Source organism: Roseovarius sp. MS2 (genome assembly GCF_051447875.1).
Lineage (GTDB): Bacteria > Pseudomonadota > Alphaproteobacteria > Rhodobacterales > Rhodobacteraceae > Roseovarius > Roseovarius mucosus_A.
Map to the genome: position 1 here is coordinate 2,637,879 of NZ_JBKHVF010000001.1, position 23,731 is coordinate 2,661,609.

The 23,731-nt window shown below is 61.3% G+C and carries 21 protein-coding genes; 11 read left to right on the plus strand and 10 right to left on the minus strand.

The features are described 5' to 3' along the window. Positions 1 to 5 precede the first annotated feature (5 nt). From ACLGGT_RS12995 to proS, 3 genes are all read right to left on the minus strand, one after another. Positions 6 to 689 (minus strand): ABC transporter ATP-binding protein, encoded by a 684-nt coding sequence (locus ACLGGT_RS12995; protein ID WP_375554025.1) that lies wholly within the window; start codon positions 687 to 689, stop codon positions 6 to 8. After that, positions 682 to 1,968: a lipoprotein-releasing ABC transporter permease subunit gene (locus ACLGGT_RS13000; RefSeq protein WP_437196406.1), complete on the minus strand. Its 1,287-nt coding sequence runs from the start codon at positions 1,966 to 1,968 to the stop codon at positions 682 to 684. Before ACLGGT_RS13000 ends, ACLGGT_RS12995 begins: the two co-directional genes overlap by 8 nt. Before the next feature lie 266 nt (positions 1,969 to 2,234). Beyond that, positions 2,235 to 3,590: a proline--tRNA ligase gene (proS, locus tag ACLGGT_RS13005; protein ID WP_437196407.1), complete on the minus strand. Its 1,356-nt coding sequence runs from the start codon at positions 3,588 to 3,590 to the stop codon at positions 2,235 to 2,237. Between the two features lie 256 nt (positions 3,591 to 3,846). Here proS and ACLGGT_RS13010 point away from each other — a divergent pair, with 256 nt between their 5' ends. Beyond that, positions 3,847 to 5,205 (plus strand): KAP family P-loop NTPase fold protein, encoded by a 1,359-nt coding sequence (locus ACLGGT_RS13010; RefSeq protein ID WP_437196409.1) that lies wholly within the window; start codon positions 3,847 to 3,849, stop codon positions 5,203 to 5,205. Between the two features lie 65 nt (positions 5,206 to 5,270). Here the strand turns inward: ACLGGT_RS13010 and argE are convergent, their stop codons facing one another. Both argE and ACLGGT_RS13020 read right to left on the minus strand, forming a co-directional pair. Further along, complete coding sequence (gene argE / locus ACLGGT_RS13015) at positions 5,271 to 6,434, minus strand: acetylornithine deacetylase (protein WP_437196410.1); 1,164 nt, start codon at positions 6,432 to 6,434, stop codon at positions 5,271 to 5,273. Positions 6,435 to 6,436: 2 nt separating this feature from the next. After that, complete coding sequence (locus tag ACLGGT_RS13020) at positions 6,437 to 8,257, minus strand: ABC transporter ATP-binding protein (protein WP_008280074.1); 1,821 nt, start codon at positions 8,255 to 8,257, stop codon at positions 6,437 to 6,439. Between the two features lie 275 nt (positions 8,258 to 8,532). Between ACLGGT_RS13020 and ACLGGT_RS13025 the strand changes: the two genes are divergently transcribed. The 3 genes from ACLGGT_RS13025 to ACLGGT_RS13035 all read left to right on the plus strand — a co-directional run bounded on the left by ACLGGT_RS13025 (position 8,533) and on the right by ACLGGT_RS13035 (position 12,255). Continuing rightward, on the plus strand, positions 8,533 to 10,233 hold the full coding sequence (locus tag ACLGGT_RS13025) for a peptide ABC transporter substrate-binding protein (RefSeq protein ID WP_437196411.1): 1,701 nt from the start codon (positions 8,533 to 8,535) through the stop codon (positions 10,231 to 10,233). Positions 10,234 to 10,322: 89 nt separating this feature from the next. Then, positions 10,323 to 11,330, plus strand: coding sequence for an ABC transporter permease (locus ACLGGT_RS13030; protein WP_081508034.1), 1,008 nt, complete (start codon positions 10,323 to 10,325; stop codon positions 11,328 to 11,330). Further along, complete coding sequence (locus tag ACLGGT_RS13035) at positions 11,323 to 12,255, plus strand: ABC transporter permease (RefSeq protein WP_008280077.1); 933 nt, start codon at positions 11,323 to 11,325, stop codon at positions 12,253 to 12,255. Before ACLGGT_RS13030 ends, ACLGGT_RS13035 begins: the two co-directional genes overlap by 8 nt. Before the next feature lie 271 nt (positions 12,256 to 12,526). Here the strand turns inward: ACLGGT_RS13035 and mltG are convergent, their stop codons facing one another. Both mltG and fabF read right to left on the minus strand, forming a co-directional pair. Next, on the minus strand, positions 12,527 to 13,684 hold the full coding sequence (gene mltG, locus ACLGGT_RS13040) for an endolytic transglycosylase MltG (RefSeq protein ID WP_008280078.1): 1,158 nt from the start codon (positions 13,682 to 13,684) through the stop codon (positions 12,527 to 12,529). After that, positions 13,684 to 14,943 carry a beta-ketoacyl-ACP synthase II gene (gene fabF / locus ACLGGT_RS13045; protein ID WP_008280079.1) on the minus strand — a complete coding sequence of 420 codons (1,260 nt, stop codon included), beginning with the start codon at positions 14,941 to 14,943 and terminating at the stop codon, positions 13,684 to 13,686. Before fabF ends, mltG begins: the two co-directional genes overlap by 1 nt. A gap of 204 nt (positions 14,944 to 15,147) precedes the next feature. Here fabF and ACLGGT_RS13050 point away from each other — a divergent pair, with 204 nt between their 5' ends. The 4 genes from ACLGGT_RS13050 to folP all read left to right on the plus strand — a co-directional run bounded on the left by ACLGGT_RS13050 (position 15,148) and on the right by folP (position 18,150). Further along, a complete protein-coding gene (locus ACLGGT_RS13050) occupies positions 15,148 to 16,125 on the plus strand; it encodes an Ldh family oxidoreductase (protein WP_437196412.1) in 978 nt (325 codons plus the stop codon). Between the two features lie 77 nt (positions 16,126 to 16,202). Then, on the plus strand, positions 16,203 to 16,607 hold the full coding sequence (locus ACLGGT_RS13055) for a c-type cytochrome (protein ID WP_081508036.1): 405 nt from the start codon (positions 16,203 to 16,205) through the stop codon (positions 16,605 to 16,607). A 53-nt stretch (positions 16,608 to 16,660) separates the two neighbouring features. Next, positions 16,661 to 17,059: a DUF4864 domain-containing protein gene (locus ACLGGT_RS13060; RefSeq protein ID WP_151978742.1), complete on the plus strand. Its 399-nt coding sequence runs from the start codon at positions 16,661 to 16,663 to the stop codon at positions 17,057 to 17,059. Positions 17,060 to 17,139: 80 nt separating this feature from the next. After that, a complete protein-coding gene (gene folP, locus ACLGGT_RS13065) occupies positions 17,140 to 18,150 on the plus strand; it encodes a dihydropteroate synthase (RefSeq protein ID WP_437196413.1) in 1,011 nt (336 codons plus the stop codon). 133 nt (positions 18,151 to 18,283) lie between these two features. On the opposite strand, the gene ACLGGT_RS13070 is transcribed toward folP, so the two are convergent. Both ACLGGT_RS13070 and ilvC read right to left on the minus strand, forming a co-directional pair. Continuing rightward, complete coding sequence (locus ACLGGT_RS13070; protein WP_437196414.1) at positions 18,284 to 19,201, minus strand: DMT family transporter; 918 nt, start codon at positions 19,199 to 19,201, stop codon at positions 18,284 to 18,286. A gap of 67 nt (positions 19,202 to 19,268) precedes the next feature. Further along, positions 19,269 to 20,291, minus strand: coding sequence for a ketol-acid reductoisomerase (gene ilvC, locus ACLGGT_RS13075; protein ID WP_081508039.1), 1,023 nt, complete (start codon positions 20,289 to 20,291; stop codon positions 19,269 to 19,271). Between the two features lie 127 nt (positions 20,292 to 20,418). Between ilvC and ACLGGT_RS13080 the strand changes: the two genes are divergently transcribed. The 3 genes from ACLGGT_RS13080 (at position 20,419) to ACLGGT_RS13090 (ending at position 22,521) form a co-directional block, all read left to right on the plus strand. Continuing rightward, a complete protein-coding gene (locus ACLGGT_RS13080) occupies positions 20,419 to 20,874 on the plus strand; it encodes an Lrp/AsnC family transcriptional regulator (RefSeq protein WP_081508656.1) in 456 nt (151 codons plus the stop codon). Continuing rightward, a complete protein-coding gene (locus ACLGGT_RS13085) occupies positions 20,871 to 21,329 on the plus strand; it encodes an Lrp/AsnC family transcriptional regulator (RefSeq protein WP_422002189.1) in 459 nt (152 codons plus the stop codon). The genes ACLGGT_RS13080 and ACLGGT_RS13085 overlap by 4 nt, the downstream gene beginning before the upstream one ends. Before the next feature lie 64 nt (positions 21,330 to 21,393). Next, positions 21,394 to 22,521, plus strand: a complete 1,128-nt coding sequence (locus tag ACLGGT_RS13090; RefSeq protein ID WP_437196416.1) for an aminotransferase class V-fold PLP-dependent enzyme — start codon at positions 21,394 to 21,396, stop codon at positions 22,519 to 22,521. 3 nt (positions 22,522 to 22,524) lie between these two features. Here the strand turns inward: ACLGGT_RS13090 and ACLGGT_RS13095 are convergent, their stop codons facing one another. Further along, the gene (locus ACLGGT_RS13095) at positions 22,525 to 23,727 is read right to left on the minus strand and encodes a UbiH/UbiF family hydroxylase (protein ID WP_437196417.1); all 1,203 of its coding nucleotides are present in this window, start codon (positions 23,725 to 23,727) and stop codon (positions 22,525 to 22,527) included. Positions 23,728 to 23,731 lie beyond the last annotated feature (4 nt).

Consider the following 23,731-nt stretch of genomic DNA (forward strand, 5'->3'; position numbering starts at 1 on the left):
GGGCGTCAGCCCGGCACAACCTTCCCCTGATCCAGCCGCAAGATACGGTCCATACGCGCCGCCAGATCAAGGTTATGCGTGGCAATCAGCGCCGAAAGGCCGGTGCCCCGCACCAACCCCGTGAGCGCGGCAAAGACCTGATCCGAGGTGCCGGGATCAAGATTGCCGGTCGGTTCATCCGCCAAAAGCACGCGGGGCCCATTGGCCAGCGCCCGGCAAAAGGCCACGCGCTGTTGTTCACCCCCCGACATGGCCGAAGGCCGGTGCCCGGCGCGCGCCCCCACGCCCACCTGTTCCAATAGCGTCTGCGCCCGCGCCACGGCATCCCGCCGCGCCACGCCATTGGCCAGTTGCGGCAGCACGATATTTTCCAGCGCGCTGAACTCGGGCAGAAGATGGTGAAACTGATAGACAAAGCCCACCTCTTGCCGCCGCACCATGGTGCGCCGCCGGTCCGTGAGGCCGGTCATGTCCTCGCCCCCGATCTCGACCCGCCCCGCATCGGGCGTATCAAGCAGCCCCGCGATATGCAGCAGCGTGGATTTGCCCGCGCCTGACGGGGCGACCAGCGCCACCATCTCGCCGCGTGCAAGGGTCAGGTCAACGCCGTTCAACACCCGCACCTCAGAGGTCTGCCCGCGATTATAGATCTTCTCGACGCCCGACAGGCGCAGCATGGCCTCACTCATAGCGCAGCGCCTCCACCGGGTTCATCCGTGCCGCCCGCCGCGCCGGAAAGATCGTCACGACAAAGCTGAGGCCCAGCGACAGCATCACCGCCGACAGCACATCCTCGGACCTCAGTTGCGCGGGCAGCCGGTAGATGCCGCGGATTGACGGATCCCAGACCTGACCGCCCATCGCCATATTCACAAAGCTGAAAATCGGGTCGATATAAAGCGCGAAAAGACAGCCCAGGATCACCCCCATCGCCGTGCCGATCATGCCGGTAAAGGCCCCGCAGATAAAGAATACCCGTAGGATCGACCCCTCGGTCAGGCCCATGGTGCGCAGGATGCCGATATCCCGGCCCTTGTTCTTGACCAGCATGATCAGGCCGCTTGTGATGTTCATCGCCGCAATCAGCACAAGGATCGAGAGGATCACGAACATCACGTTATCCTCGACCTCGAGCGCGCGCAGGAATGACCCGCTCGCATCCTGCCACGTCCAGAGCAAGGCGCGCTCACCCGCCGCCTCCAAGAGCTGCACGGTCAGGTCGTCGACGCGCTCAGGCTCGGCCACCATCACCTCCAACTCATCGGCACGTCCGTCGCGGTTGAAAAAGCTCTGCGCCTCGGCAAAGGGCAGATAGGCGCGAACCCGGTCGATGTCATAGCGCCCGGCGGTAAAGATATAGACCACCTCATAGGCATTGACGCGCGGGCTGGTGCCCAAGGGCGTTTTGACCCCGTTTGGGGAAATCAGCTTGATCCGGTCGCCCACTGTGACGCCCAGTTCCTGTGCCACGCCAGAACCAATGGCGATCCCTTGGTCAAAGCGCGCGATGTCGCCCACGCCGGTCTCAGGGTCGGCGACGCGGGGGATGGTCGCCAGATCCTGCGCCGTGATGCCATACACCTGCACGCCCGCGTTGCGGTCGCGGGCATTGGCCATGACCTGCCCTTTGACAAGCGGGGCCACGCGCGTGACGCCGGACACCGCGCGCACGCGGTCCGCCATGGCGGCATAATCCTCTAGGCTGCGGTCCACCCGGCCCGTCGCATCCACCGCGCCGGAATTATAGACGGTGACATGCGCATTGGCGCCAAGGATCGTATCGACGAATTCCGCACGAAAGCCCGAACGCACGGCCAGCGTGGCGATAAGGGCAAAGACCGCAAGGGTGATGCCGATCAGGCTGATCCAAGTCATCACGCTGACGCCGCCCTCGGCCCGTTTGGCGCGCAGATAGCGCCAAGCGATCAGCCATTCAAAGGCGGCAAAAGGGGCGGGTGTTCTGGCCATTCCGGCTCCTTCGGTCTGGGGTTCGGGCGGAGAGTGGGGGTTTCGGGTAGGGGCGTCAAGGGAGGGGGGGCTTGGATCTCCCCCGCGCGGAATCAAAGCGCGTAGCGCCGCCGCGCGGATCGCTGGGCCGTCCCGCGGCCTAGCGATTTTGAGTGGGATCGCATTGCTGAGGGGTCATACGGGTTTGGCTAGCATAAAATGGCAGCCAAATCCGTTGCATCGCTAGACCCCGGCCCAGCGACCGCGCGGCTCTCCCCCTCACACCCTCACAAACTCGGCCGCAGCACATGCCCCGCATAGATCTGCGCCAGCTTTTCCACCGCCTGCTCGGGCGGCAATTCCTCGCTGATGCCCGTGCGGCGGCTGGTCAGTTCGACCACGCCATTCTTCAATCCACGCGGCCCCACGGTGATGCGCCACGGCAGGCCGATCAGGTCCATCGTGGCAAACTTGCCGCCCGCCCGCTCGTCGCGGTCATCGTAAAGCGGCTCCATCCCCAAGGCCACCAGCGACGCATAAAGCGCCTCGCAGGCGGCATCCGCCTCGGCATCGCCTTGCTTGAGGTTCACGATGCCCGCATGGAACGGCGTCACCCCTTCGGGCCAGATGATGCCCTTGTCATCATGGTTGGCCTCGATGATCGCCCCGATCAGGCGGCTCACGCCAATGCCATGGCTGCCCATATGCACCGGCACGGATTTGCCATCCGGCCCCTGCACATTGGCCCCCATCGGTTCGGAATATTTGGTGCCGAAATAGAAAATCTGGCCCACTTCGATGCCCCGGCTGGCGCGGCGGCGCGCGTCGGGGATCGCCTCGTAAAGCGCGGCATCATGCGTCTCGTCGGTGCGCGCATAGGGCGTGGTCCATTCGGTGACGATGGCCTCGCATTCGGCGCGGCTGGCGTAATCCACCACACGGCCGCCAAGGCGCAGATCGGTGATGGCGCTGTCATAGAACACCTCTGATTCGCCGGTATCGGCCAGAACCAGAAATTCATGCGTGTCATCGCCACCAATTGGGCCGCTATCCGCCCGCATCGGAATGGCCTGCAATCCCATCCGCTCATAGGTGCGCAGATAGCTGACCATATGGCGGTTATAGGCGTGCAGCGCGTCTTCCTTGGTCAGGTCAAAGTTATACCCGTCCTTCATCAGGAATTCGCGACCCCGCATGACGCCGAACCGGGGCCGCACCTCGTCGCGGAATTTCCACTGGATGTGATAGAGCGTCAGCGGCAGGTCTTTGTAACTGCCGACATGCGCCCGGAAAATATCGGTGATCAGCTCTTCGTTGGTCGGACCATAGAGCATGTCGCGATCATGCCGGTCCTTGATCCGCAGCATTTCCGCGCCGTAATCGTCATAGCGCCCGGATTCCCGCCACAGATCCGCCGATTGCAGCGTTGGCATCAAGACCGGAATATGGCCGGCGCGCACCTGTTCTTCATGCACGATGTTTTCCAGCTTGCGCAGGATCTTGAACCCCAAGGGCAGCCAGGAATAAATCCCGGCGCTCGCCTGCTTGATCATCCCCGCCCGCAGCATCAGCCGATGCGAGGCAATCTGCGCCTCCGCGGGGGTTTCCTTGAGAACGGGCAGAAAATAACGGCTCAGACGCATGGGCAGGGCACCTTTGAGAGGAAATGCTTGATGGCGTCGGAGTATCCTAGGGCAGGGGGCGGGGCAAGAGTGGAGGGTTGGTCCATACAACTAGGTGGCTTCAGAACTTAAACCAACAGCGCCTCAATAGCTCGGCTTGCGCGAGAATATTATGTTTGCACTCGCGCTAAAATAGCTGTTCTGATTGTGATGATTGAAGAATGATGTGGGTTACTGCATCAAAGTTGAATTCTGGACCTTGGCTCACGGAGTATTTATGTATTTGTTTCCGCAAGATGGTGATTTAGTCCTTTACGAGACGGGTTTCGAAGACGACTTGCTTGGTCGTCGTACAATTTCAAAGCAACTTTCCGACTTGGTTGAAAGGATAGAAGATCCGCTTGTGATCGCGTTAGATGATAAATGGGGCTCCGGTAAAACTTTCTTTTTGAAACGATGGGTTGCCGCACATTCGCTAGAGAATGAGGGTAGGGCGACTACGGTATACTTTGATGCCTTCGAGAATGACTATTTGTCCGACCCTCTTGTCTCCATTATCGCTGCCGTCAGCTTGCGGATACCAGACGAAGGCAAAAAGACGCTAGAACGTTGGAAGGCAGCCGCCAAAAAGCTTGCTCGACCGGCATTGGCGATTGGGCTCAATCTTGCAACTTTTGGCGCGAAACAACATCTGGACGATATGGGTGACATCGTCGCCGAGACTATCGGCTCAGAAGTCAAAGGTGCCGCTCTGGACCTCTGGGATGCAGAGCGCGCGCGCAAGGATGCTATGATTGCGTTCAAAGACTTACTGTCAGATTTAACAAGTAAAACTGAAGCTCCGATAGTCATCGTCGTTGATGAATTAGACCGTTGTCGTCCAGACTATGCGTTATCTGTCTTGGAGGTTATCAAGCATTTCTTTTCGGTTCCAAAAGTACACTTTATTCTCGGGGTGAACGGGCAGGCGCTCGAGAATACTGTAAAAGCTCGGTACGGCGGCGATATTGACGCAGAGCGATACCTTAGGAAGTTTATAAATCTGTCATTTTCTCTGCCTCAAATCATAGACCGCAGGAATGGTACTCAAGCGATCGTAACTTACGCTTCTCAGGCAAGTTCTGAAATGGAGCTGCCAAAGAAAGTGTCAGAAAGGACCATAAACCTTCTGGGGCTTGTAGCCAGAAACGAAGAGGTTTCTCTCAGGGATGTGGGCAAAGTTCTTGCGCGAATTGCCCTTCTTCCGTCCGACGCAACGAGAGCAAATCTCTTGGACGGCTGGAGAGACGTTTTATGCGTCCTGATCGTCAGTTCAGTGGTTAGGCCGGATTTGCACAAAGCGTTTTTGTCTGGCGAAGCATCTCTTGCAATGATCATGGATTTTTTAGGAACAAACGAACCGGAACTCACTTACCCAAAGATTGATCAACATAATCAATCATATAACCACAACACAACTTTGTGGTTTGTTTCTATCGTGTTTTGCTGCTCGCCCGTACAACTAACCGACCTCGGGTATCTACCGGACTGGAGTTCAAGGGTTGGGACTGCTTTCGATAATTTTGGGAGGCATCATGATCCCAAGAAAATACCAAATGAAATTCAAAAACTTTGGGTTGATGTGTTCAGAAGTTAGGTAGAGGTCGAAGCATAGAGCATCAAAAGAATACTCTTTTGTTCGATGCCTCTGATTTATCCCCCTCACCCCGCCAACCGCCCCAAGAGCGCGCGCATGAACGCGTGCCCGGCCTCGAATTGCGCCACGGTGATATATTCATCGGGCTGATGCGCCTGCGCGATATCGCCGGGGCCACAGATCACGGCGGAATAGCCCGCTTCTTGAAACTGCCCAGCCTCGGTGCCGTAACTGACCACATGGCGGCCATTGTCGCCGGTGATCTGGCGCACGAGGCCCTCTGCCGCGCCCGCCTCTTCGGGTTGCAGCCCCGGCACGCGGAAACGGGGGCGCAGGTCAATCCGCGCCTCAGGGCGCACCGCCTGCATCGCCGCCTCTGCCGCGCGCACCTCTGCCTCAAAGCGGGCACCCCAGTCTTCGGCATCCTCGCCCGGCACCATCCGCATATCCATGCCAAAGTAGCAGTCTTTGGCGGTGATGTTATGCGCCGTGCCCCCCGAAATCTGCCCCACATGCAGCGTGGTCCAAGGGGGGTCGAACAGCGCGGCCAGCTCTGTTGCCGGTTGCGCCCGGTTTTCGGCATTGCGGGCATTGGCCCAGTCGATCAAGGGCGCTGCGGCCATGATCGCATTGACGCCGGTGTGCATCAGCGAACTATGCACCTCATAGCCCACCACATGCACGTTATAGCCAATCCCGCCCTTGTGGCCCGTGACCGCCTGCATCATCGACGGCTCGCCGATAATGGCCAGCTCCGCGCGCGGCAGCACTTCGAGCATGCGCTCAATCATCGGTGGCGCGCCCAGACAGCCCACCTCTTCGTCATAACTCAGCGCCAGTTGCAGGGGCCGCGCCACGCCGGAATGATGCGCCTCGACCAAGGCCCAGATCGCCAGCGCGTCAAATCCTTTCATGTCACAGCACCCGCGCCCGTAATATTTACCGTCACGTTCGACCACGGCAAAGGGATCGCTAGCCCAAGGCTGGCCATCCACCGGCACCACATCGGTATGACCCGAGAGCACGACACCCCCCGCCACCCAAGGCCCGACATGCGCGAAAATCGCGGCCTTCTCGCCCGTCTCGTCATAGTGGCGATGCGATTCTATCCCGTGGCTCGCCAGATACTCCTCGACCCACTCCACCAAAGGCAGATTGCTGTCGCGGCTCACAGTCGGAAAACCCACCAGCCGCTCCATGATCTCGAGCGGCGTCAATCGCGCGACCATGCTCAATACCCGCTTTCTGAGGTCAGCACGAAATGCCCCGGATCCACCTCTTTATACACCGATGGTCCCGGATCGTATCCGACCCGGTGGATGGGCGAGGGGATCGGCTTGAAATTCAGATCCTTTTCGGATTTCCGCAGCTTTGGATCGGCAATCGGCACCGCCTTCATCAAGGCCTGCGTATAGGGATGTTGCGGGTTTTCGAACACCGCCGCGCGCGGCCCCCGTTCGACAATGCGGCCCAGATACATGACGCCCACATCATGGCTCACGCGTTCGACCACGGCCATGTCATGGCTGATAAAGACGTAACTCAGGCCCAAATCGGCCTGTAATTCCATCATGAGGTTGAGCACCTGCGCCTGCACGCTGACATCGAGCGCGCTCACCGCCTCATCCGCGACGATGAGCTTGGGGTTGAGGGCCAGCGCACGGGCAATCGCCACCCGTTGCCGCTGCCCGCCGCTCAACTCATGCGGAAAGCGCCGCAGGAAAGAGCGCGGCAATTCCACCCGGTCAAACAGCATCGCCACCCGGTCTTCGATCTCTGAGGCGGACACCAGCCCGTAATTCTTCATCGGCTCTGCCACCTGCGCCGCCAGCTTCATCTGCGGATTGAGGCTGGCGAACGGGTCTTGAAACACCATCTGCATATCCACGCGGGCGCGGCGCAGATCGCGCGGGGCAAGCGCCATGATATCGACACCGTCCAGCACCACCTCGCCGGCCATCGGCTCGACCAGCCGCAGGATCGAGCGGCCCGCAGTGGATTTGCCACAGCCCGATTCCCCCACAAGCGACAGCGTGCGCCCCTTTTGCAGGGTAAAGGACAGATCCTCGACCGCATGCACATTGGCCAGCGTCCGGCGAAAGAACCCACCCTTGACCGGAAAGCGCGTGGTCAAGCCCTTGACGCGCAACAGCTCTTTGTCGTGCCCCTTGATCGGTTTGATCTCTTGCGCGTCCGATCCCAAAAGGCGCATCGGCTCTGGCCAGACCTTGCCCCGCATCTCGCCCAGCTTGGGCACAGCGGCGAGCAGCGCCTTGGTATAGTCATGGCTTGGCGCTTCGAATATCTGTGCAACCGGCCCTTCTTCGACCTTGGTGCCGCGAAACATCACCACCACCCGGTCCGCCATCTGCGCCACCACGGCCATATCATGGGTGATGAAAATCACCGCCGTGCCGGTTTCGCGCTTGAGCCGATCAATCAACGCCAGAATTTCGGCCTGAATGGTCACGTCAAGCGCGGTCGTCGGCTCGTCCGCAATAAGCAGGCGCGGCTTGCACGCCAAGGCCATGGCGATCACCACCCGCTGTCGCATCCCGCCAGACAATTCATGCGGATATTGCTGCAACCGCCGCTCCGGCTCTGGGATACGCACCTCGCGCAATAGCTCTAGTGCCTGCGCCCGTGCCGCCGCCTTGTCTAGGCCGCGATGCACGCGCAGCCCCTCGGACAATTGCCGCCCCACGGTAAAAACCGGGTTAAGCGCGGTCATCGGCTCTTGAAAGATCATCCCGATCTCATTGCCCCGGATCGTGCGCATCAGGCTCTGATCCGTCTTGGCCAGATCGACCGTGCCGCCCTCTTTGCGGTCAAACAGGATACGCCCACCCGCAATCGTGCCGCCGCCATACTCGATCAGCCGCATCAACGACAACGATGACACCGATTTGCCAGACCCGCTCTCGCCCACGATACAGACCGTCTCGCCGGGGTTCACGGCAAAGGACACATCCTCGACCCCCACCACCGGGCCATCCCGCGTTTCGAACGCAACCCGGAGATTCTCGATCTGGACAATGGGCGTATCCAGCATGGGCGCTGCCTCTGTATTCAGGGGATGATGCTTAAACGCTACTCACTTTCGCGCGCCCCTGTCAAACAACGCCGCACGTTGCACGCGATGTTGAACAATCGCGCAAATGGAATGCTTGCATTTTATCAGGTTCCGGTCTGAGATGCCCATGCCAGTCAAGGTTGTGGGAGCCCCGCACCGGACACGGCATGCGCCCGGCCAAGCCTAACGTGCCGCGGATCAACGAATGAGACGGCCTAAAAATCGCTGTCCAACATCGGAGGAAGACCAAAGCCATGACCCTGAAATCCCTATTGCTTGGCGCAACCGCCGCCACCAGCCTCGCCTCTGTCGCGATGGCAGAGCGTGGCGCGGATGGCCATGTGAACCTGATCTATTGGCAAGCGCCGTCCATCATGAATCCCTATCTTTCGGGCGGCACCAAAGAGGTTGAGGCCGCCAGCCTCGTGATCGAACCCTTGGGCCGTTACAACACCAAGGGTGAGATGATCCCCTATCTGGCCGAAGAAATCCCCACCGTCGCCAATGGCGGCGTGTCCGAGGATCTCACCTCGATTACATGGAAGATCAAGCCGGGCATCACCTGGTCGGATGGCACGCCCTTTACCGCCGATGACGTGAAATTTACCGCCGAATACTGCATGCACCCCGAAGGCGGCTGCGCCCAGCTTGGCAAATACGAAGGTGTCTCCTCGGTCGAAGTGATCGACGATCTGACCGTCAAGGTGAACTTTTCCCAGCCCACCCCGGTGCCCTATGGACCCTTCATGGGCGGTCAGGCCCCGATCATTCAGGCCGCGCAATTCGCCGACTGTCTGGGGGCCAAGGCGCAGGAATGCGCCGATGCCAATTTCGCCCCCATCGGCACCGGCCCCTTCAAGGTGGATGAATTCCGCCCCAATGACGTGATCTCGCTTTCGGCCAACCCCAATTACCGCGACCCGGCCAAGCCGCGCTTTGCCACGATGACCTTTAAGGGCGGCGGCGATGCCACGGCGGCAGGGCGCGCGGTGCTGGAAACCGGCGAATTCGACTATGCATGGAACCTGCAACTTGCCCCCGACGTGATCGCCAATATGGAGGCGGCGGGCAAAGGCGTGGCCATGTCGGCCTTTGGCACGCTGGTCGAACGGATCGAGATGAACATGACCGATCCGTCGCCCGACCTGCCCGAAGGCGAGCGCGCCACCGCCAAACATCCGCACCCGATCCTGACCGACCTGCGCGTGCGCAAGGCGCTCTCGATGGCGATCGACCGCGCATTGCTGACCGAAATCGGCTATGGCAAGGCGGGGCGACCCACCTGCAACCTGGTGCCGGCACCGGAAATCTTTGCCTCGGACAATACCGATTGCCTGACGCAGGATATCGAAGGCGCCAAGGCGCTCTTGGAAGAGGCAGGCTGGACCGTGGGCGCAGGCGGCATCCGCGAAAAGGATGGCAAGAAGCTGTCGCTGCTATTCCAGACCTCGACCAATGCCGTGCGTCAGGATTTTCAGGCGCTGATCAAACAGTGGTGGTCCGAAATCGGCGTTGAAACCGAACTGCGCAACATCTCTGCCTCGGTGTTCTTTGGCAGCGATCCGGGCAGCCCCGATACCTTCCCCAAATTCTATGCCGATGTGGAAATGTATGCCAACAACTTCGACGGCACCGATCCGCAAAGCTATCTGGCGGGCTACACCTGCGAAAAGGCCCCGCGCCCCGAAACCCAGTGGCAGGGCGAGAATATCAACCGCTTCTGCGATCCCGCCTATGATGCGCTGGTCAAAGAACTGGGCCGCACCGCCGAACTGGACAAGCGCGGCGAGATTGCCAAGAAACTCAACGACATGCTGACCAAGGACAGCTACACCATCGTGCCGCTGGTGGACCGTGGCCGCGTCTCGGCCCGCTCCAACTCGTTGGGCGGGGTAGAGCTGAACACCTGGGACACCGAGCTGTGGAACGCCGCCGACTGGTTCCGGATCAAGTGATCTGACGCCAAAGGCCGCTCCGGGGCATTCTCCGGGGCGGCGCCTTGCTTGCCCGACAACGATAAGAACGACCCGCAAAGGCGCCGCGCATGCTGACCTATACGATCCGACGGCTTGTCCTCGCGATCCCGACGCTGCTGTTCATCAGCCTCGTGATCTTTCTCCTGCTCGAACTGGCCCCCGGCGACCCGATGGCGCAGGTGCCGCTGACCGTGCCCCCCGACGTCAAGGAAAAGATGCGTCTGGCGCTTGGTCTGGGCGAGCCCACGCATATCCGTTTCGTCAAATGGATGTGGCAATTCTTTGTGGTCGAGCCGATGATGCTGATCGACTGGCTCTTTGGCACGAGCATGGCCGAGGGGCAGCAGCGCGTGCTCAGCTGGCAATTCCGCTCGCCGGTGATGGATGTGATCGTGCAGCGCATGCCGCAGACCCTCTGGGTGGTGGCGATGTCCTATGTGGTGGGCATCCTTATTGCGCTGCCTATCGGCATCTATTCCGCCTACCGGCAATATTCCGTATTCGATCAGACCGGCACTTTCATCACCATGGTCGGCTATTCCGTGCCGCCGTTCTTTTCCGGCGTGTTGGTGATCGTGATCTTTTCCGTGCAACTGGGCTGGCTGCCCTCGATCTATGACACCACGCTGGTGGTGGTGGACTGGACCACGTTCAAACAGCAACTGATGCAGATGGTCATGCCGGTCATGGTTCTGGCGCTGCAAACGACCGCCCAGATCAGCCGCTTCATGCGCGCCTCGATGCTCGACAATCTGGGTCAGGATTACGTGCGCACGGCGCGTGCCAAGGGGCTGTCGGAATGGTCGGTGGTCATGGTGCATGTGCTGCGCAACTCAATGATCCCGGTGATCACGGTCATCGCCCTTGGCGTGCCGTCGATCTTTGGCGGGGCGATCATCACCGAACAGATTTTCAAGGTGAACGGGCTTGGCCAGCTTCTGATCACCGCGATCGAGGCCAACGACCTACCGATGGTGCAAACCGTGACCTTCATGATCGCGGTGCTGATCGTGTTTTTCAACATCGTCGCCGATGTGCTCTACGGCGTGTTCGACCCGAGGATTCGCTATGACTGAACCCCAAACCCCCATCGCGGCCCTCAAGGATACCGGCCCCACCGCCCCGCCGCGCAGCCAATGGCGCGATGTCTGGGATCAGTTCAAGAGCCACCGGGGCGCGCTGATTGGCGGGATCGTTCTGCTCGTCATCATCGCCGCTGTCTTTCTTGGCCCGCTGGTCTGGCCCTATGACGCCACGTTCATCGACATTCGCGCCCGCAATCAGGGGCCAAGCTGGACGCATCCCTTTGGCACCGATCAACTGGGCCGCGATACGCTGGCGCGGATGATGGCGGGGGGGCAGACCTCGATTGCGGTGGGGTTGACGGCGATGCTCTTGGCGCTTGTGCTCGGCTCACTGGTCGGGGTTCTGGCGGGGTTCTTTCGCCGCCTTGACGGGCCGCTCATGCGCCTCACCGATCTCTTCCTGTCGCTGCCGCTTCTGCCGCTTCTTTTGGTGATGGTGCTGCTCTTCCGTGAGGCGCTCAATGGCGTGTTCGGCCCCGAGCGGGGTATTTTCATCCTCATCGTGGTGGCCATTGGCGTGACAAGCTGGATGCCCACCGCCCGCATCGTGCGCGGCGATGTGCTGGCCTTGAAAGAACGCGAATTCATCCTCGCCGCCCGCTCTATCGGAACCACCAATTTCGGCCTCATCACCCGGCATATCCTGCCCAATGTGATGTCGCCAATCATGGTCTCGGCCACGCTCGGCATCGCCAATGCGATCATCACTGAAAGCGCACTGTCGTTCCTCGGCTTGGGATTTCCCCCCGATTTCCCGACATGGGGGCGGCTCTTGAACGACGCCACGCAGTATCTACAAGACTACCCCGAGCGCGTGTTCTGGCCCGGCCTTGGCATCTCGCTCACGGTGCTGTCGATCAACTATATGGGCGACGGGTTGCGCGATGCGCTCGATCCGAGGATCCGGGGGCGGTGAGGGGGCTTTAACGCATGGTCAGTATGTCACCCGCGCGGAACAAGGCGCGGTACGCGCCGCCGCGCGATCGCTGGGCCGTCCGTCGCACCGAAGGTGCGCCGCGTTATATCGGCACACCTCTGGTGTGACGGCCTAGCGATTTTGAGGCGTAGCACTACTCTGATGGGTCATACGGCCTTGGCTGGCATAAAGTGGCATCCAATTCCGTTGTTTCGCTAGACCCCGGCCCAGCGACCGCGCGGCTCGCCGCTTGGAAACGCCCCTTAACCCCTCAGTTATTCCCGCGCTCTGCCTCGATGGCGCGCCAGCGGGCGACGTTGCGGTTATGCTCGTCCAAAGTCTCTGCAAAGGCATGGCCGCCGGTGCCATCGGCCACGAAGAACACGTAATCCGTGGTGTCGGGATCAACTGCTGCCTCGATGCTAGCGCGGCCCGGATTGGCGATGGGCGTGGGCGGCAGCCCCTCGATCACATAGGTGTTCCAGGGCGTCGCGCCGCGCAATTCGCTCTGCCGCAGACCCCGGCCCAACACGCCCTTGCCCTCGGTCACGCCATAAATCACCGTCGGATCAGTCTGGAGCCGCATGCCGCGATTGAGCCGGTTGACGAACACGCTGGCCACTTGCCGCCGCTCATCCGCCACGCCGGTTTCCTTTTCGATGATCGACGCGAGGATCAGCGCCTCTTGCGCGGATTGCAGCGGCAGGCCTTCGGCCCGCCCTTGCCACGCGGCTGCCAGAATGACCGCCTGCGCCTCGCTCATCCGGGTCAGCACGCTCTCGCGCGTGTCGCCGGCGCGCACCTCATAGCTGTCGGGGGCAAGCGTGCCCTCGGCTGGCACCTCGGCTACTTCGCCGGTCAGCACATCGACGGATTTCAACCCCTCGACCACCTGCCAGCTTGTCACGCCTTCCGCCAAGGCCACGCGATAGCGCGTATCGGCCTGTTCGCGCACCTGCGTGAATTCCGCCGGAACCTCGCCCTCGGCGGCTGGATCGAATTTGGCCCGTTCCTCATAGCGGCCCGTGGCGGCGTCCAATTCCCGCACCACCACTTCGGCGCTTGTCACGCCCAGGCGATACACAACTTCGGTTCCACAGGTGCTGGCCCCACCGCGCGTGATGATATCGGTGATCTCCGCCATGCTGGCCGCTTCCGGGATCAGCCAGCTTCCGGCCTTAAGCAACGCGTCCTTCTCGGAATATTCCGCACCGATGCGGAAAATCGCGCCGCTCGTCACCGCCCCGTCGCTCTCTAACCGGCTCGAGACCCGGCGCATGGTGCTGCCCGGTTCAACCCGCAGGCAGATCGCATCCGACAACGGCCCGCGCGCCGAATACTGCTGCTGCCCCCAGAGGATCACCCCGCCCAGCAGAAACACCGCCACCACCAGCAGCGTCAGGAAATTCGAGACGATGTGTCGCCACATCAGCGCGGTTTCCCGACGATCAGCGCCGCATTGGTGCCGCCAAAGCCAAAGCTGTTGCTCAGCGCCACGTCAATCTTGCGCTCGCGCTTGGCATTGGGGGCCAGATCAAGCGGCGTTTCCACCGATGGATTGTCCAGATTGATGGTGGGCGGGGCCACCTGATCACGGATTGCCAGAATGCAAAAGATCGCCTCAACCGCGCCCGCAGCCCCCAAAAGATGCCCGACCGATGATTTCGTCGAACTCATCGTCACATTCGCCGCCGCATTGCCCAAGAGCCGCTCTACCGCCTGCAATTCGATGGTATCCGCCATGGTCGATGTGCCATGCGCGTTGACGTAATCAATATCCGATGGGTTCAGACCGGCGCGCTGTAGCGCCGCCTGCATCGCCCGGAACCCGCCATCGCCCGTCTCGGAGGGGGCGGTGATGTGATAGGCATCGCCCGACAGACCATAGCCCAGAATTTCGGCATAGATTTTCGCGCCACGCGCCTTGGCATGCTCGTATTCCTCAAGCACCACCACGCCCGCACCTTCGCCCATGACAAACCCGTCGCGGTCCGCGTCATAGGGGCGGCTTGCGGCCTGAGGATCATCCGCGCGCTTGGTCGAGAGCGCCTTGCACGCGTTGAACCCGGCAATCCCGATCTCGCAGATCGAGGCTTCGGCCCCGCCCGCCACCATCACATCCGCGTCGCCCCACTGAATAAGCCGCGCCGCATCGCCAATCGCATGCGCGCCGGTGGCGCAGGCGGTCACGACCGAATGGTTCGGTCCCTTGAACCCATAGCGAATGCTCACCTGACCCGAGATCAGGTTGATCAGCGCGCCGGGAATGAAGAACGGCGATACCCGCCGCACGCCTTTTTCGCGGATGATACCGGCCGTTTCCTCGATCGAGCGCAGCCCGCCGATGCCCGATCCCAGCATCACGCCAGTACGTTCGCGCGCGGCCTCATCCTCGGGCATCCAGCCTGAATCCTCGACCGCCTGTTGGGCAGCGGCAATGCCATAGAGGATGAAATCATCAACCTTGCGGCGCTCTTTCGGCTCCATGTACTTATCGGAATGAAACGTGCCATCGGTGCCATCGCCAAGGGGAATCTGGCAGGCGTATTTCGTCACCACATTGACGGGGTCAAAGCGGATGATGGTTCCCGCCCCCGATTGCCCCGCCAATAGCCTGCTCCAGGTCAGTTCGACCCCATCAGCCAGCGGGGTTACCAGACCCAGACCTGTGACAACGACACGCCGCATGATGCTGCCTTTCCCTTGTGTGTTCTTTTGCTGCTCTTACCCCGCCTTGGCCCCAAGGGGCAAGAGCATCGCACCATCCCCTGCAAGGCCCCGCCAACCGCCGTCACTTCGGCTGGGCTGAACTCTGCTTCAAAAGGATTGGATTGACCGCGCCCACCCCCCGCACCCATAGCTGGCGCGCAGCTATCACAAGAGGGCAGAGCCATGGCCGATATCACCTTGCACGAGATCGAAACGCGCACCACTGCAGCCCTCATTCGGCATGGGGCGGCCCCTTGGATCGCCGCCGAGGTGGCCCGCGCTGTGCGCGCCGCCGAAAGCATCGGCAACCGCATCTGCGGCCTCTACTACCTAGAAAGCTATTGCCAGCAATTGCAGACAGGTCGCGTCAACGGCACGGTCGAGCCAGAGGTAAGCCAACCGCGCCCCGGCGCGGTCTTGGTCGATGCGCGCATGGGCTTTGCCCAACCCGCCTTTGCCCGTGGCATCGACCGTGCCGCCGCAGCCGCGCGGATCAATGGCGTCGCCAGCCTTGCCATCGGTCACGCCCATACCTGCACCTCACTGGGCTATTTTACAGAACAGATCGCACGGCGCGGGCTGATCGGATTGGGGATGACCAATGCCTCGCCCATCGTTGCCGCACCGGGCGGCAAGACGCGGGTGATCGGCACCAATCCCATCGCCTTTTCCGTGCCAGACCGGCAGGGCGGCCTTGCCATGCAATTCGATCAATCGACCACAGTCGTGGCGCTGGGCAAGATCACCATGGCCAAGGCGGCAGGCCAGCCTATCCCGCTGGGCTGGGCGCTTGACGTTAAGGGAAACCCCACCACCGATCCCGAGGCGGCGCTGAGCGGCTCCTTGGTCAGCATCGGCGGGGCCAAAGGCTGGGGCCTTGGCCTCATGGCCGAGCTTTTGGCCGCAGGCCTGACCGGCGGCGTGGTCAGCCGCGATGTGAACCCGCTCAAGGCACCGAATGGCCCGCCGCATGATCTGGGGCAATATTACCTGCTGATGGACCCGGACCTATCCGGTGTCTTCTTCGACCGGCTGGCGCAGGTGGCCGAGGGTGCAACCACGGACGCAGGCGCGCGCATGCCGGGGCAGGGCAAAAAGCCGTGCGATCCCGTCACCGTCCCGGATCCGCTCTGGGCGCAGGTGCGCGATCTGGCCGGTTGATCCCGATCAAGGCATGGGGCACGCTCCAGACCTATAAAAGAGAACCACCGCCTTTGGACACCGCAAGGAGACCTCTTATGCGCGCGACACTCTCGATCGTAATCTTGGCAAGCCTCACTTTGACAAACGCCACGCAAGCCCAGGACATCCGAGCCGGAACCCAGACCTATGAACGCTATTGCGCCGCCTGCCATGGGCATGACGCCACCGGCTTTGGCCCGATGCGGGCGGTGCTGACACTGCTTCCCACCGATCTCACCGCGCTCAGGGCCACCAACAATGGCCATTTCCCGGTTGAACGGGTGGTGCGTCGCATCGACGGGCGTGATCCGCTGGTGTCGCACGGCAGCCCGATGCCGATCTATGGCAGCTTCTTTGAGGATCGCGATACCGGCCTCAAGACCGAGCGCGGACAAATCATCCTGACCAGCCAGCCGGTGATTGATCTGGTGGCCTATCTCGAAACGCTGCAAAAACCCTGACCGCTTGACGCAATCATAGAGGGGGCTATCTCTGGCATAGCGAGAGGTGTGCCATGCGCTCTATCATTCTGTCTTTGATCCTGATGCTCGGTCTCGCAGCGCCCCTGCGCGCACAAGAGGGGGCACAGGCTGTCATCACCGCGCAGATCGAGGCGTTTCTGGCACAGGATGTCAGCCGCGCCTATGGCTATGCCAGCCCCTTCATCCAGCAGAAATTCGCAACCCCCGAGCAATTCGGCGCCATGGTGCGCGACGGTTATCCGATGGTCTGGCGTCCCTCTGACGTGACCTTTCTTGAGATGCGCGAGATTGCCGGGCGGCTCTGGCAAGGCGTGCGCGTCGTGGATGCGGCGGGCGCGGGCTGGATCGTAGACTATGAGATGATCGAGACGCCAGAGGGCTGGCGCATCAACGGCGTTCAGGTGCGCCCCGCCCCGGATGCCAGCGTTTGATCCCGCGCAGGCGGGCTTGACCGCAGGGGTTCACCCGCTTACCTCACCGGCCTGATCCCCATGCCGCGTTGAGGCCCCATATGCCCTATTACCGTCCCATCCCCCGCACCGATCCCGCCCGCCCCGCCGGCGCGCTGACGCTTGCGGGCGGCTGGTGCTGGTTCGATACGGTCGAGGTGCTGGATCGCACCGCGCCCTCTTACCTCATGCCCGCCGCTGACCTGCCGATTGAGGCGCTGCATCGCCTCACCACGCCGCGCGCGCCGGTGGCGGGGCTCGATATGACCGCGCCGCAGATCATGGGTATTCTAAACGTCACCCCAGACAGCTTTTCCGACGGCGGTCAGCATTTTGATCCCGAAGTGGCGCTGGCCCATGCCCGTCAGATGGCCAGTGACGGGGCCGCAATTTTGGACGTGGGCGGCGAATCCACCCGCCCCGGTGCCGCCCCCGTGCCCGTTGAGGATGAAATCACCCGCACCGCCCCGATCATCTCGGCCCTGCGCGCGGGCCTGACCACGCCCATTTCCATCGACACCCGCAAGGCGGCGGTGGCGCAGGCCGCTCATGCGGTGGGGGCCAATCTGATCAACGATGTGGCGGGGCTAACCTATGATCCCGCCTTGGCCCCCTATGCCGCCACCCATGCCCTGCCGGTTTGTGTGATGCACGCCCAAGGCTCGCCCGAGACCATGCAGCAAGACCCGCGCTATGACCATGTGCTGCTCGATGTCTACGACTGGCTCGCCGCCCGGATCGAGGCGCTTGAGGCCCTTGGTATCCCTCGTGCGCGCATCATAACCGACCCCGGTATCGGCTTTGGCAAGACTGTTGCGCATAACCTGACCCTCCTGCAAAACCTCTCGCTCTTTCACAGCCTCGGCTGTCCCGTTCTTCTTGGTGCCTCGCGCAAGCGCTTTATCGGCGAGATCAGCCGCACGCCGGTTGCTGCTGACCGTATCCCCGGCTCTCTCGCCGTGGCCTTGGGCGGTGTGGCGCAAGGGGTGCAGATCCTGCGCGTGCATGACGTCCCCGAGACCCGCGCCGCACTTGATCTCTGGCGCGCCACTCTCGCCGCGCCGCGCGCCTAGGCTTTTCAAAATCAGCTTCAGGGCTGTGACTTGTCCACAGGATGCGGCCGGTTTCTTACCAAATCCTGATCTGGGCGCACGCATGGGGCTGAACCTTACAAAATCCGGGGTGATTTCGTAAGCTCTGTAAGGCTCACCTTGCGCCAAAGACCCGCCGCAAAGCGCCCCATTGGCTCATGCCAACACCGACCAGAATCAGCGTCATCGCCGCCAGCAAACTTGGCGGCAAAACCTCGGACAGCACGAGCGCCCCAAGGATCACCGACCACACCGGCACCATGTAATTGACAAGGCTGAAAAAACTCGGCCCCGCCTCGCGGTTGACCTGCACCAGCAACAGTTGCGCCACGCCAGTTGGCAGGATGCCAAGATAGAGCAAGGCCAATAAACTCTTTGTATTCAAATCAGTAGGCAACCCCTCAACCACCAACGCCAAGGGCACAATCATCCCCGCTGCCAGCGTCAACACCAAAGCGGACAGCGACAAACGATCCACCTCTGGCGACAGACGTGTAGCAATCGAGCCGATCGCATAGCCCCCCGCCGCCCCAAGGCAGGCCAATCTTGCCAAGGATTCCAGATCCTTACCGGTCGAAGTGAAGGCTTCTGGCCCGATCAACACGACAACCCCCGTCGTACCCAGAACAAACCCCACCAAACGCCGCACATGCATCCGCTCTCCGGGCACCAGAAAATGCGCCAAGGGCAAGATCAAAAGCGGCACCGCCGCCATACACACCCCGGCAAACCCCGAGGCCACAGATTGCTGTGCCCAAGACAAGAGGATGAATGGTAAAACGTTTGAAAACAACGCCATGACAAGTGCGAATTGCCAGATGCGCGCCCCACCCGGACCGCGCAAAGCGGGCAATTTCCGCCCTTTCAACCGCAGCAGACAGAGCAAAAACCCCGCCCCCAACACGATCCGCACCGCCGCCACGAAGAACGGTCCCGCCCCGGTCAACGCGACCGAAACGAACATAAAGGACGCGCCCCAGATCACGCCCAAGGCACCGATCCTCAGCCAGTTGAGTGCGGAAATCTCTTGCATGGAGGGGCCTTTCAGACACGAAAGGGCACCCGCAGGGGATGCCCTTTCGCTTTGGATTTCAAGGACTTCAGTTCTTGCTTTGATCCACCAGCTTGCCTGCGGAAATCCACGGCATCATGGCGCGCAGCTTCTGGCCGACTTCTTCGATCTGATGCGCGTCGTTCATGCGGCGCGTGCCCTTAAAGAAAGGCTGGCCCACGGCATTCTCCTGCATGAAATCACGCACGAATTTGCCGGTCTGAATGTCGCGCAGAATGGCCTTCATCTCTTTCTTGGTCTGCTCATAGGGCAGAACCCGCGGACCGCTGACATATTCACCATATTCGGCGGTGTTCGAGATCGAATAGTTCATGTTGGCGATACCGCCTTCATAGATCAGATCGACGATCAGCTTCACCTCGTGCAAGCACTCAAAGTAAGCCATTTCAGGGGCATAGCCCGCTTCGACCAGCGTCTCGAAGCCCATGCGGATAAGTTCGACAAGGCCACCACAAAGCACGGCCTGCTCACCAAAGAGGTCGGTCTCGCACTCTTCGCGGAAGTTGGTCTCGATGATCCCCGAGCGCCCGCCACCGATGGCCGAGCAGTAAGAAAGCCCAATTTCCAAGGCCTTGCCGGATGCATCGTTGTTGACCGCCACAAGGCAGGGCACGCCGCCGCCCTTGACATACTCGCCGCGCACCGTGTGGCCGGGGCCTTTGGGCGCCATCATGATGACGTCAACGCCTTCCTTCGGTTCGATCAGGCCAAAATGGATGTTGAGGCCGTGGGCAAAGGCAATCGCCGCGCCGGGGCGGATGTTGTCATGCACGTATTTGCGATAGGTTTCGCCCTGCAATTCGTCGGGCATGGTGAACATCATCAGGTCGCACCAAGCTGCGGCTTCTGCGATACCCATGACCTTTAGGCCCTCAGCCTCGGCCTTCTTTGCCGATTTCGAGCCTTCGCGCAGGGCGACGACCAGATTTTTTGCGCCTGAATCCCGCAGGTTAAGCGCGTGGGCATGACCTTGGCTGCCATAGCCAAGAATGGCGACCTTTTTGTCTTTGATCAGGTTGATGTCACAGTCACGATCGTAATAGACGCGCATGGCGTTCTCCTCTTCGGTTGATAGGCGCATCATAGGCATGACCGGGCGAAAGAGACTGGTGATTTCGGATTATTTCTGGTAAAGTTCAGCGTAATCATTCTCCATAAGCTAGAATATGGAAGAAACTATGCTCGATGATACTGATCGCCGCATCTTGCGCCACTATCAACATGCCCCCACCCTTGGGGCGTCGGACCTTGCAGAGCGCGCGGGCGTGACCTCGGCAACCTGCGCCCGCCGGCTAGAGCGGATGCAGCAAGAGGGCGTGATCCGGGCCAACCGCGCCGTGATCGACTGGCGCGCGCTTGGCTATGAGGTTGAGGTGTCGTTGCGCATCACGCTGGATAAAACACAGCCCCGCGCCTTTGACGAGTTCATCGACGCCGCGAGAGACGTGCCTGAAGTCATTGAAATACAGACATTTCTTGGCCGTGTTGATCTGCGCCTTTCGGTCATTGCGCGCGATATGGCGCATTACCAACAGCTTTATCGCAGCGCCATCCTGACCCTGCCGCATATCGCCGATATCGAGGCGCTGATGCATGTGGCGCGGATCAAATCCGACGAGGTGCTGCCGCTGTGATCGAGCTTGATACCCTCGACCGGCTGATCCTGCGCGAGATGGTGCGCGATGCCACTCAATCTGCAAGCGCGATTGGCCGCACCCTTGGCCTGTCTCAGCCCGCCACATGGCGACGCCTGCAACGGTTGCGCGATACGGGGGTCATCAAGGGGCAACGCCTTGAATTAGATCACGAGAAGCTCGGTTTCGGAGTCTCGGTATTCCTTGGCGTCAAACTTGCCACCAAGGGCCGGGTCAGTCTGGAAGATTTCGAGCGCGCCGTCAGCGCCATCCCTGAAGTGCAGACGGTTGAGCATATCTTGGGACTTTACGATTATCGCCTGCGGGTCGTGGCGCGCGATATTTCTGATTTTGAACGTGTTTTGCGCCGCCGGATCATGACCCTGCCGGGGGTGGGCGATGTCGAGGCGAATGTCCTTTTGAGCGAGGAGCGCCGCCCCGGCCCCATCGGATGACGTGCCGCACTGGACTTATGGGTGATCCCGCGCCATCTTGCCCGCAAGATAGAGGAGACATTCCATGACGGCCCTGCTTGACCATGTCGATCCCGATGGACTTTTGGAGTATTCGGTGGTGTTCACCGATCGCTCGCTCAACCATATGTCTGCCTCTTTTCAAGAGGTTATGTGCGACATTTCATCCATGCTCAAGGATGTCTATGCCGCGGATGCGGTGGCGCTAGTGCCCGGTGGCGGGTCTTATGCGATGGAATCTGTCGCCCGGCAGTTTGGCCGTGGCGCACATGCGCTTGTCGTGCGCAACGGCTGGTTCTCGTTTCGCTGGAGCCAGATTTTCGACGCAGGACAGTTCACCTCTGACACCACAGTCTGCATGGCCCGGCAAACTGGCAACGGGGCGACCACGCCCTTTGCCCCGGCCCCCATCGAAGAGGTCGTGGCAAAAATCCATGAAGCAAAGCCCGACGTGGTCTTTGCCCCGCATGTGGAAACCTCGGCGGGGTTGATCCTGCCTGACGATTACATCACCGCCTTGGCCAAGGCGGCGCATGAGGTGGGCGCGCTCTTGGTGCTGGATTGCATCGCTTCGGGCTGTGCTTGGGTTGATATGCGCGCGACGGGCGTTGATGTGCTGATTTCTGCGCCGCAAAAAGGGTGGTCGGCCTCGCCTTCTGCCGGTTTGGTGATGCTTTCGGCGCGCGCTCTGGAACGGCTGGAAGAAACGACGTCCGACAGTTTTGCGCTCGACCTGAGGAAATGGCGCGCGATCATGCAGGCCTATGAAAAGGGCGGCCATGCCTATCACGCGACCATGCCCACCGACGCGCTGCGCGGATTCCGCGACACGATGATCGAGACCCGCGATTATGGGTTCGAGCGGCTGCGCGATGCGCAATGGGACTTGGGCAATGGCGTACGCGCGATGCTGGCCGCGCGCGGCGTGACCTCTGTCGCCGCCGAAGGCTTTGGCGCGCCCGGCGTTGTCGTCAGCTACACCAGCGATCCCGATATCCAGAATGGCAAGAAATTCATGGCAGAAGGTATGCAGATTGCCGCCGGCGTGCCGCTGCAAGTGGGCGAGCCCGAGGGCTTTCGCACCTTCCGTCTTGGGCTTTTTGGTCTAGATAAACTCTATGACGTGCCCGCCGCACTCAAGCGGTTGGAAACGGTCCTAGACAAGGTGCTCTGAGCTTTAGCCCCGTGCGCCAAGACCCATCTGCATCAGGGTTTTGCGCACTGGGGCCAGCGAGTAAATCGCGCTCAGCGCCTGTGCGCGCGCATCCCGCAATGGCTGTGTGCTCAGCATCGACGCGCGATTGAGCAGGTCGATCCCCGTCACGCGCGCCTGCACCTCGAAATGCCTGCGACGATGATAGGTGTCGAGCATGGTGCGGTCGCCCAAAGCCTCGGGGTTCGCCTCGGCCAGTTCCAGCAACACCCGCATATCGCCAAGCGACATATTGAGGCCCTGCGCGCCAATCGGTGGCACGACATGCGCAGCCTCGGCGACAAGCGCCACGCGCTCGCCTGACATGCGCTCTGCGACTTGGCTGATGATCGGCCAGACGGTGCGGCGTGATGCCAATGTCAGCGGGCCAAAGAGGTGGCAAGAGCGCACATTCATCGCAGCCTCGAGTTCGGGCTCCGGCAGGGCGGCCAAACGCGCAACCTCTGGCCCTTCTTCCATCCAGACGATGGCCGAGGATGGCCGCCCGTCGTGATCGGGCAGGGGCACAAGGGTGAACGGCCCGCCAGAACGGTGGATTTCAGTCGAGACATTGTCATGCGGGATTGGGTGGGTGACGGCAAAGGCAAGCGCCTTTTGACCGTAACGCGTTGTTTTAACGTGAATTCCTGCCGCCTCGCGGATAGGGGAGCCCCGCCCATCGGCAGCGATCACCAAGCGGCATCGCACCCGAGTGCCGTCGCTCAGCCCCACGCGCGCCTCGGCTTCGCGGGTAAAGAGCGTGGCGGTGCCGGTGCCGGGTTTGAACGTGACCGAGGGCAGGCTTTCCAGATGCGCCACCATTTCACGGCGCAAAAGCCAGTTGGGCAGGTTCCAACCAAAAGGGCGCTCGGAAATATCGCTGGCGTTGAATTCGCGCACGACGCGGGGTTCGGGCAATTCGCCACCCGCATCGACGATCCGCATGACTTGCAGGTCCGTGGCATGCGGCGCAAGACGTGCCCAAAGGCCCGCCCGATCAAGGAGCGCCTGCGCCGGCTGCAGGAATGCCGTGGTGCGCAGGTCTGATCCAGCCGCATCGCGCGCCGTCACAGGCGGGGCTGGATCGACGCAAAGAACCGAAAACCCCGCGCTGCCAAAGACGGCAGCCGCGGTCAGGCCAGCAACACCGCCGCCTGAAACCACGATATCATACGACGCCTGCGTCATTCTC

Coding starts and splice junctions, on each gene's coding strand:
- ACLGGT_RS12995 (WP_375554025.1), bottom strand. CDS start 689: ATGAGTGAGGCCATGCTGCGCCTGTCGGGCGTCGAGAAGATCTATAAT.
- ACLGGT_RS13000 (WP_437196406.1), bottom strand. CDS start 1,968: ATGGCCAGAACACCCGCCCCTTTTGCCGCCTTTGAATGGCTGATCGCT.
- proS (WP_437196407.1), bottom strand. CDS start 3,590: ATGCGTCTGAGCCGTTATTTTCTGCCCGTTCTCAAGGAAACCCCCGCG.
- ACLGGT_RS13010 (WP_437196409.1), top strand. CDS start 3,847: ATGTATTTGTTTCCGCAAGATGGTGATTTAGTCCTTTACGAGACGGGT.
- argE (WP_437196410.1), bottom strand. CDS start 6,434: ATGGTCGCGCGATTGACGCCGCTCGAGATCATGGAGCGGCTGGTGGGT.
- ACLGGT_RS13020 (WP_008280074.1), bottom strand. CDS start 8,257: ATGCTGGATACGCCCATTGTCCAGATCGAGAATCTCCGGGTTGCGTTC.
- ACLGGT_RS13025 (WP_437196411.1), top strand. CDS start 8,533: ATGACCCTGAAATCCCTATTGCTTGGCGCAACCGCCGCCACCAGCCTC.
- ACLGGT_RS13030 (WP_081508034.1), top strand. CDS start 10,323: ATGCTGACCTATACGATCCGACGGCTTGTCCTCGCGATCCCGACGCTG.
- ACLGGT_RS13035 (WP_008280077.1), top strand. CDS start 11,323: ATGACTGAACCCCAAACCCCCATCGCGGCCCTCAAGGATACCGGCCCC.
- mltG (WP_008280078.1), bottom strand. CDS start 13,684: ATGTGGCGACACATCGTCTCGAATTTCCTGACGCTGCTGGTGGTGGCG.
- fabF (WP_008280079.1), bottom strand. CDS start 14,943: ATGCGGCGTGTCGTTGTCACAGGTCTGGGTCTGGTAACCCCGCTGGCT.
- ACLGGT_RS13050 (WP_437196412.1), top strand. CDS start 15,148: ATGGCCGATATCACCTTGCACGAGATCGAAACGCGCACCACTGCAGCC.
- ACLGGT_RS13055 (WP_081508036.1), top strand. CDS start 16,203: ATGCGCGCGACACTCTCGATCGTAATCTTGGCAAGCCTCACTTTGACA.
- ACLGGT_RS13060 (WP_151978742.1), top strand. CDS start 16,661: ATGCGCTCTATCATTCTGTCTTTGATCCTGATGCTCGGTCTCGCAGCG.
- folP (WP_437196413.1), top strand. CDS start 17,140: ATGCCCTATTACCGTCCCATCCCCCGCACCGATCCCGCCCGCCCCGCC.
- ACLGGT_RS13070 (WP_437196414.1), bottom strand. CDS start 19,201: ATGCAAGAGATTTCCGCACTCAACTGGCTGAGGATCGGTGCCTTGGGC.
- ilvC (WP_081508039.1), bottom strand. CDS start 20,291: ATGCGCGTCTATTACGATCGTGACTGTGACATCAACCTGATCAAAGAC.
- ACLGGT_RS13080 (WP_081508656.1), top strand. CDS start 20,419: ATGCTCGATGATACTGATCGCCGCATCTTGCGCCACTATCAACATGCC.
- ACLGGT_RS13090 (WP_437196416.1), top strand. CDS start 21,394: ATGACGGCCCTGCTTGACCATGTCGATCCCGATGGACTTTTGGAGTAT.
- ACLGGT_RS13095 (WP_437196417.1), bottom strand. CDS start 23,727: ATGACGCAGGCGTCGTATGATATCGTGGTTTCAGGCGGCGGTGTTGCT.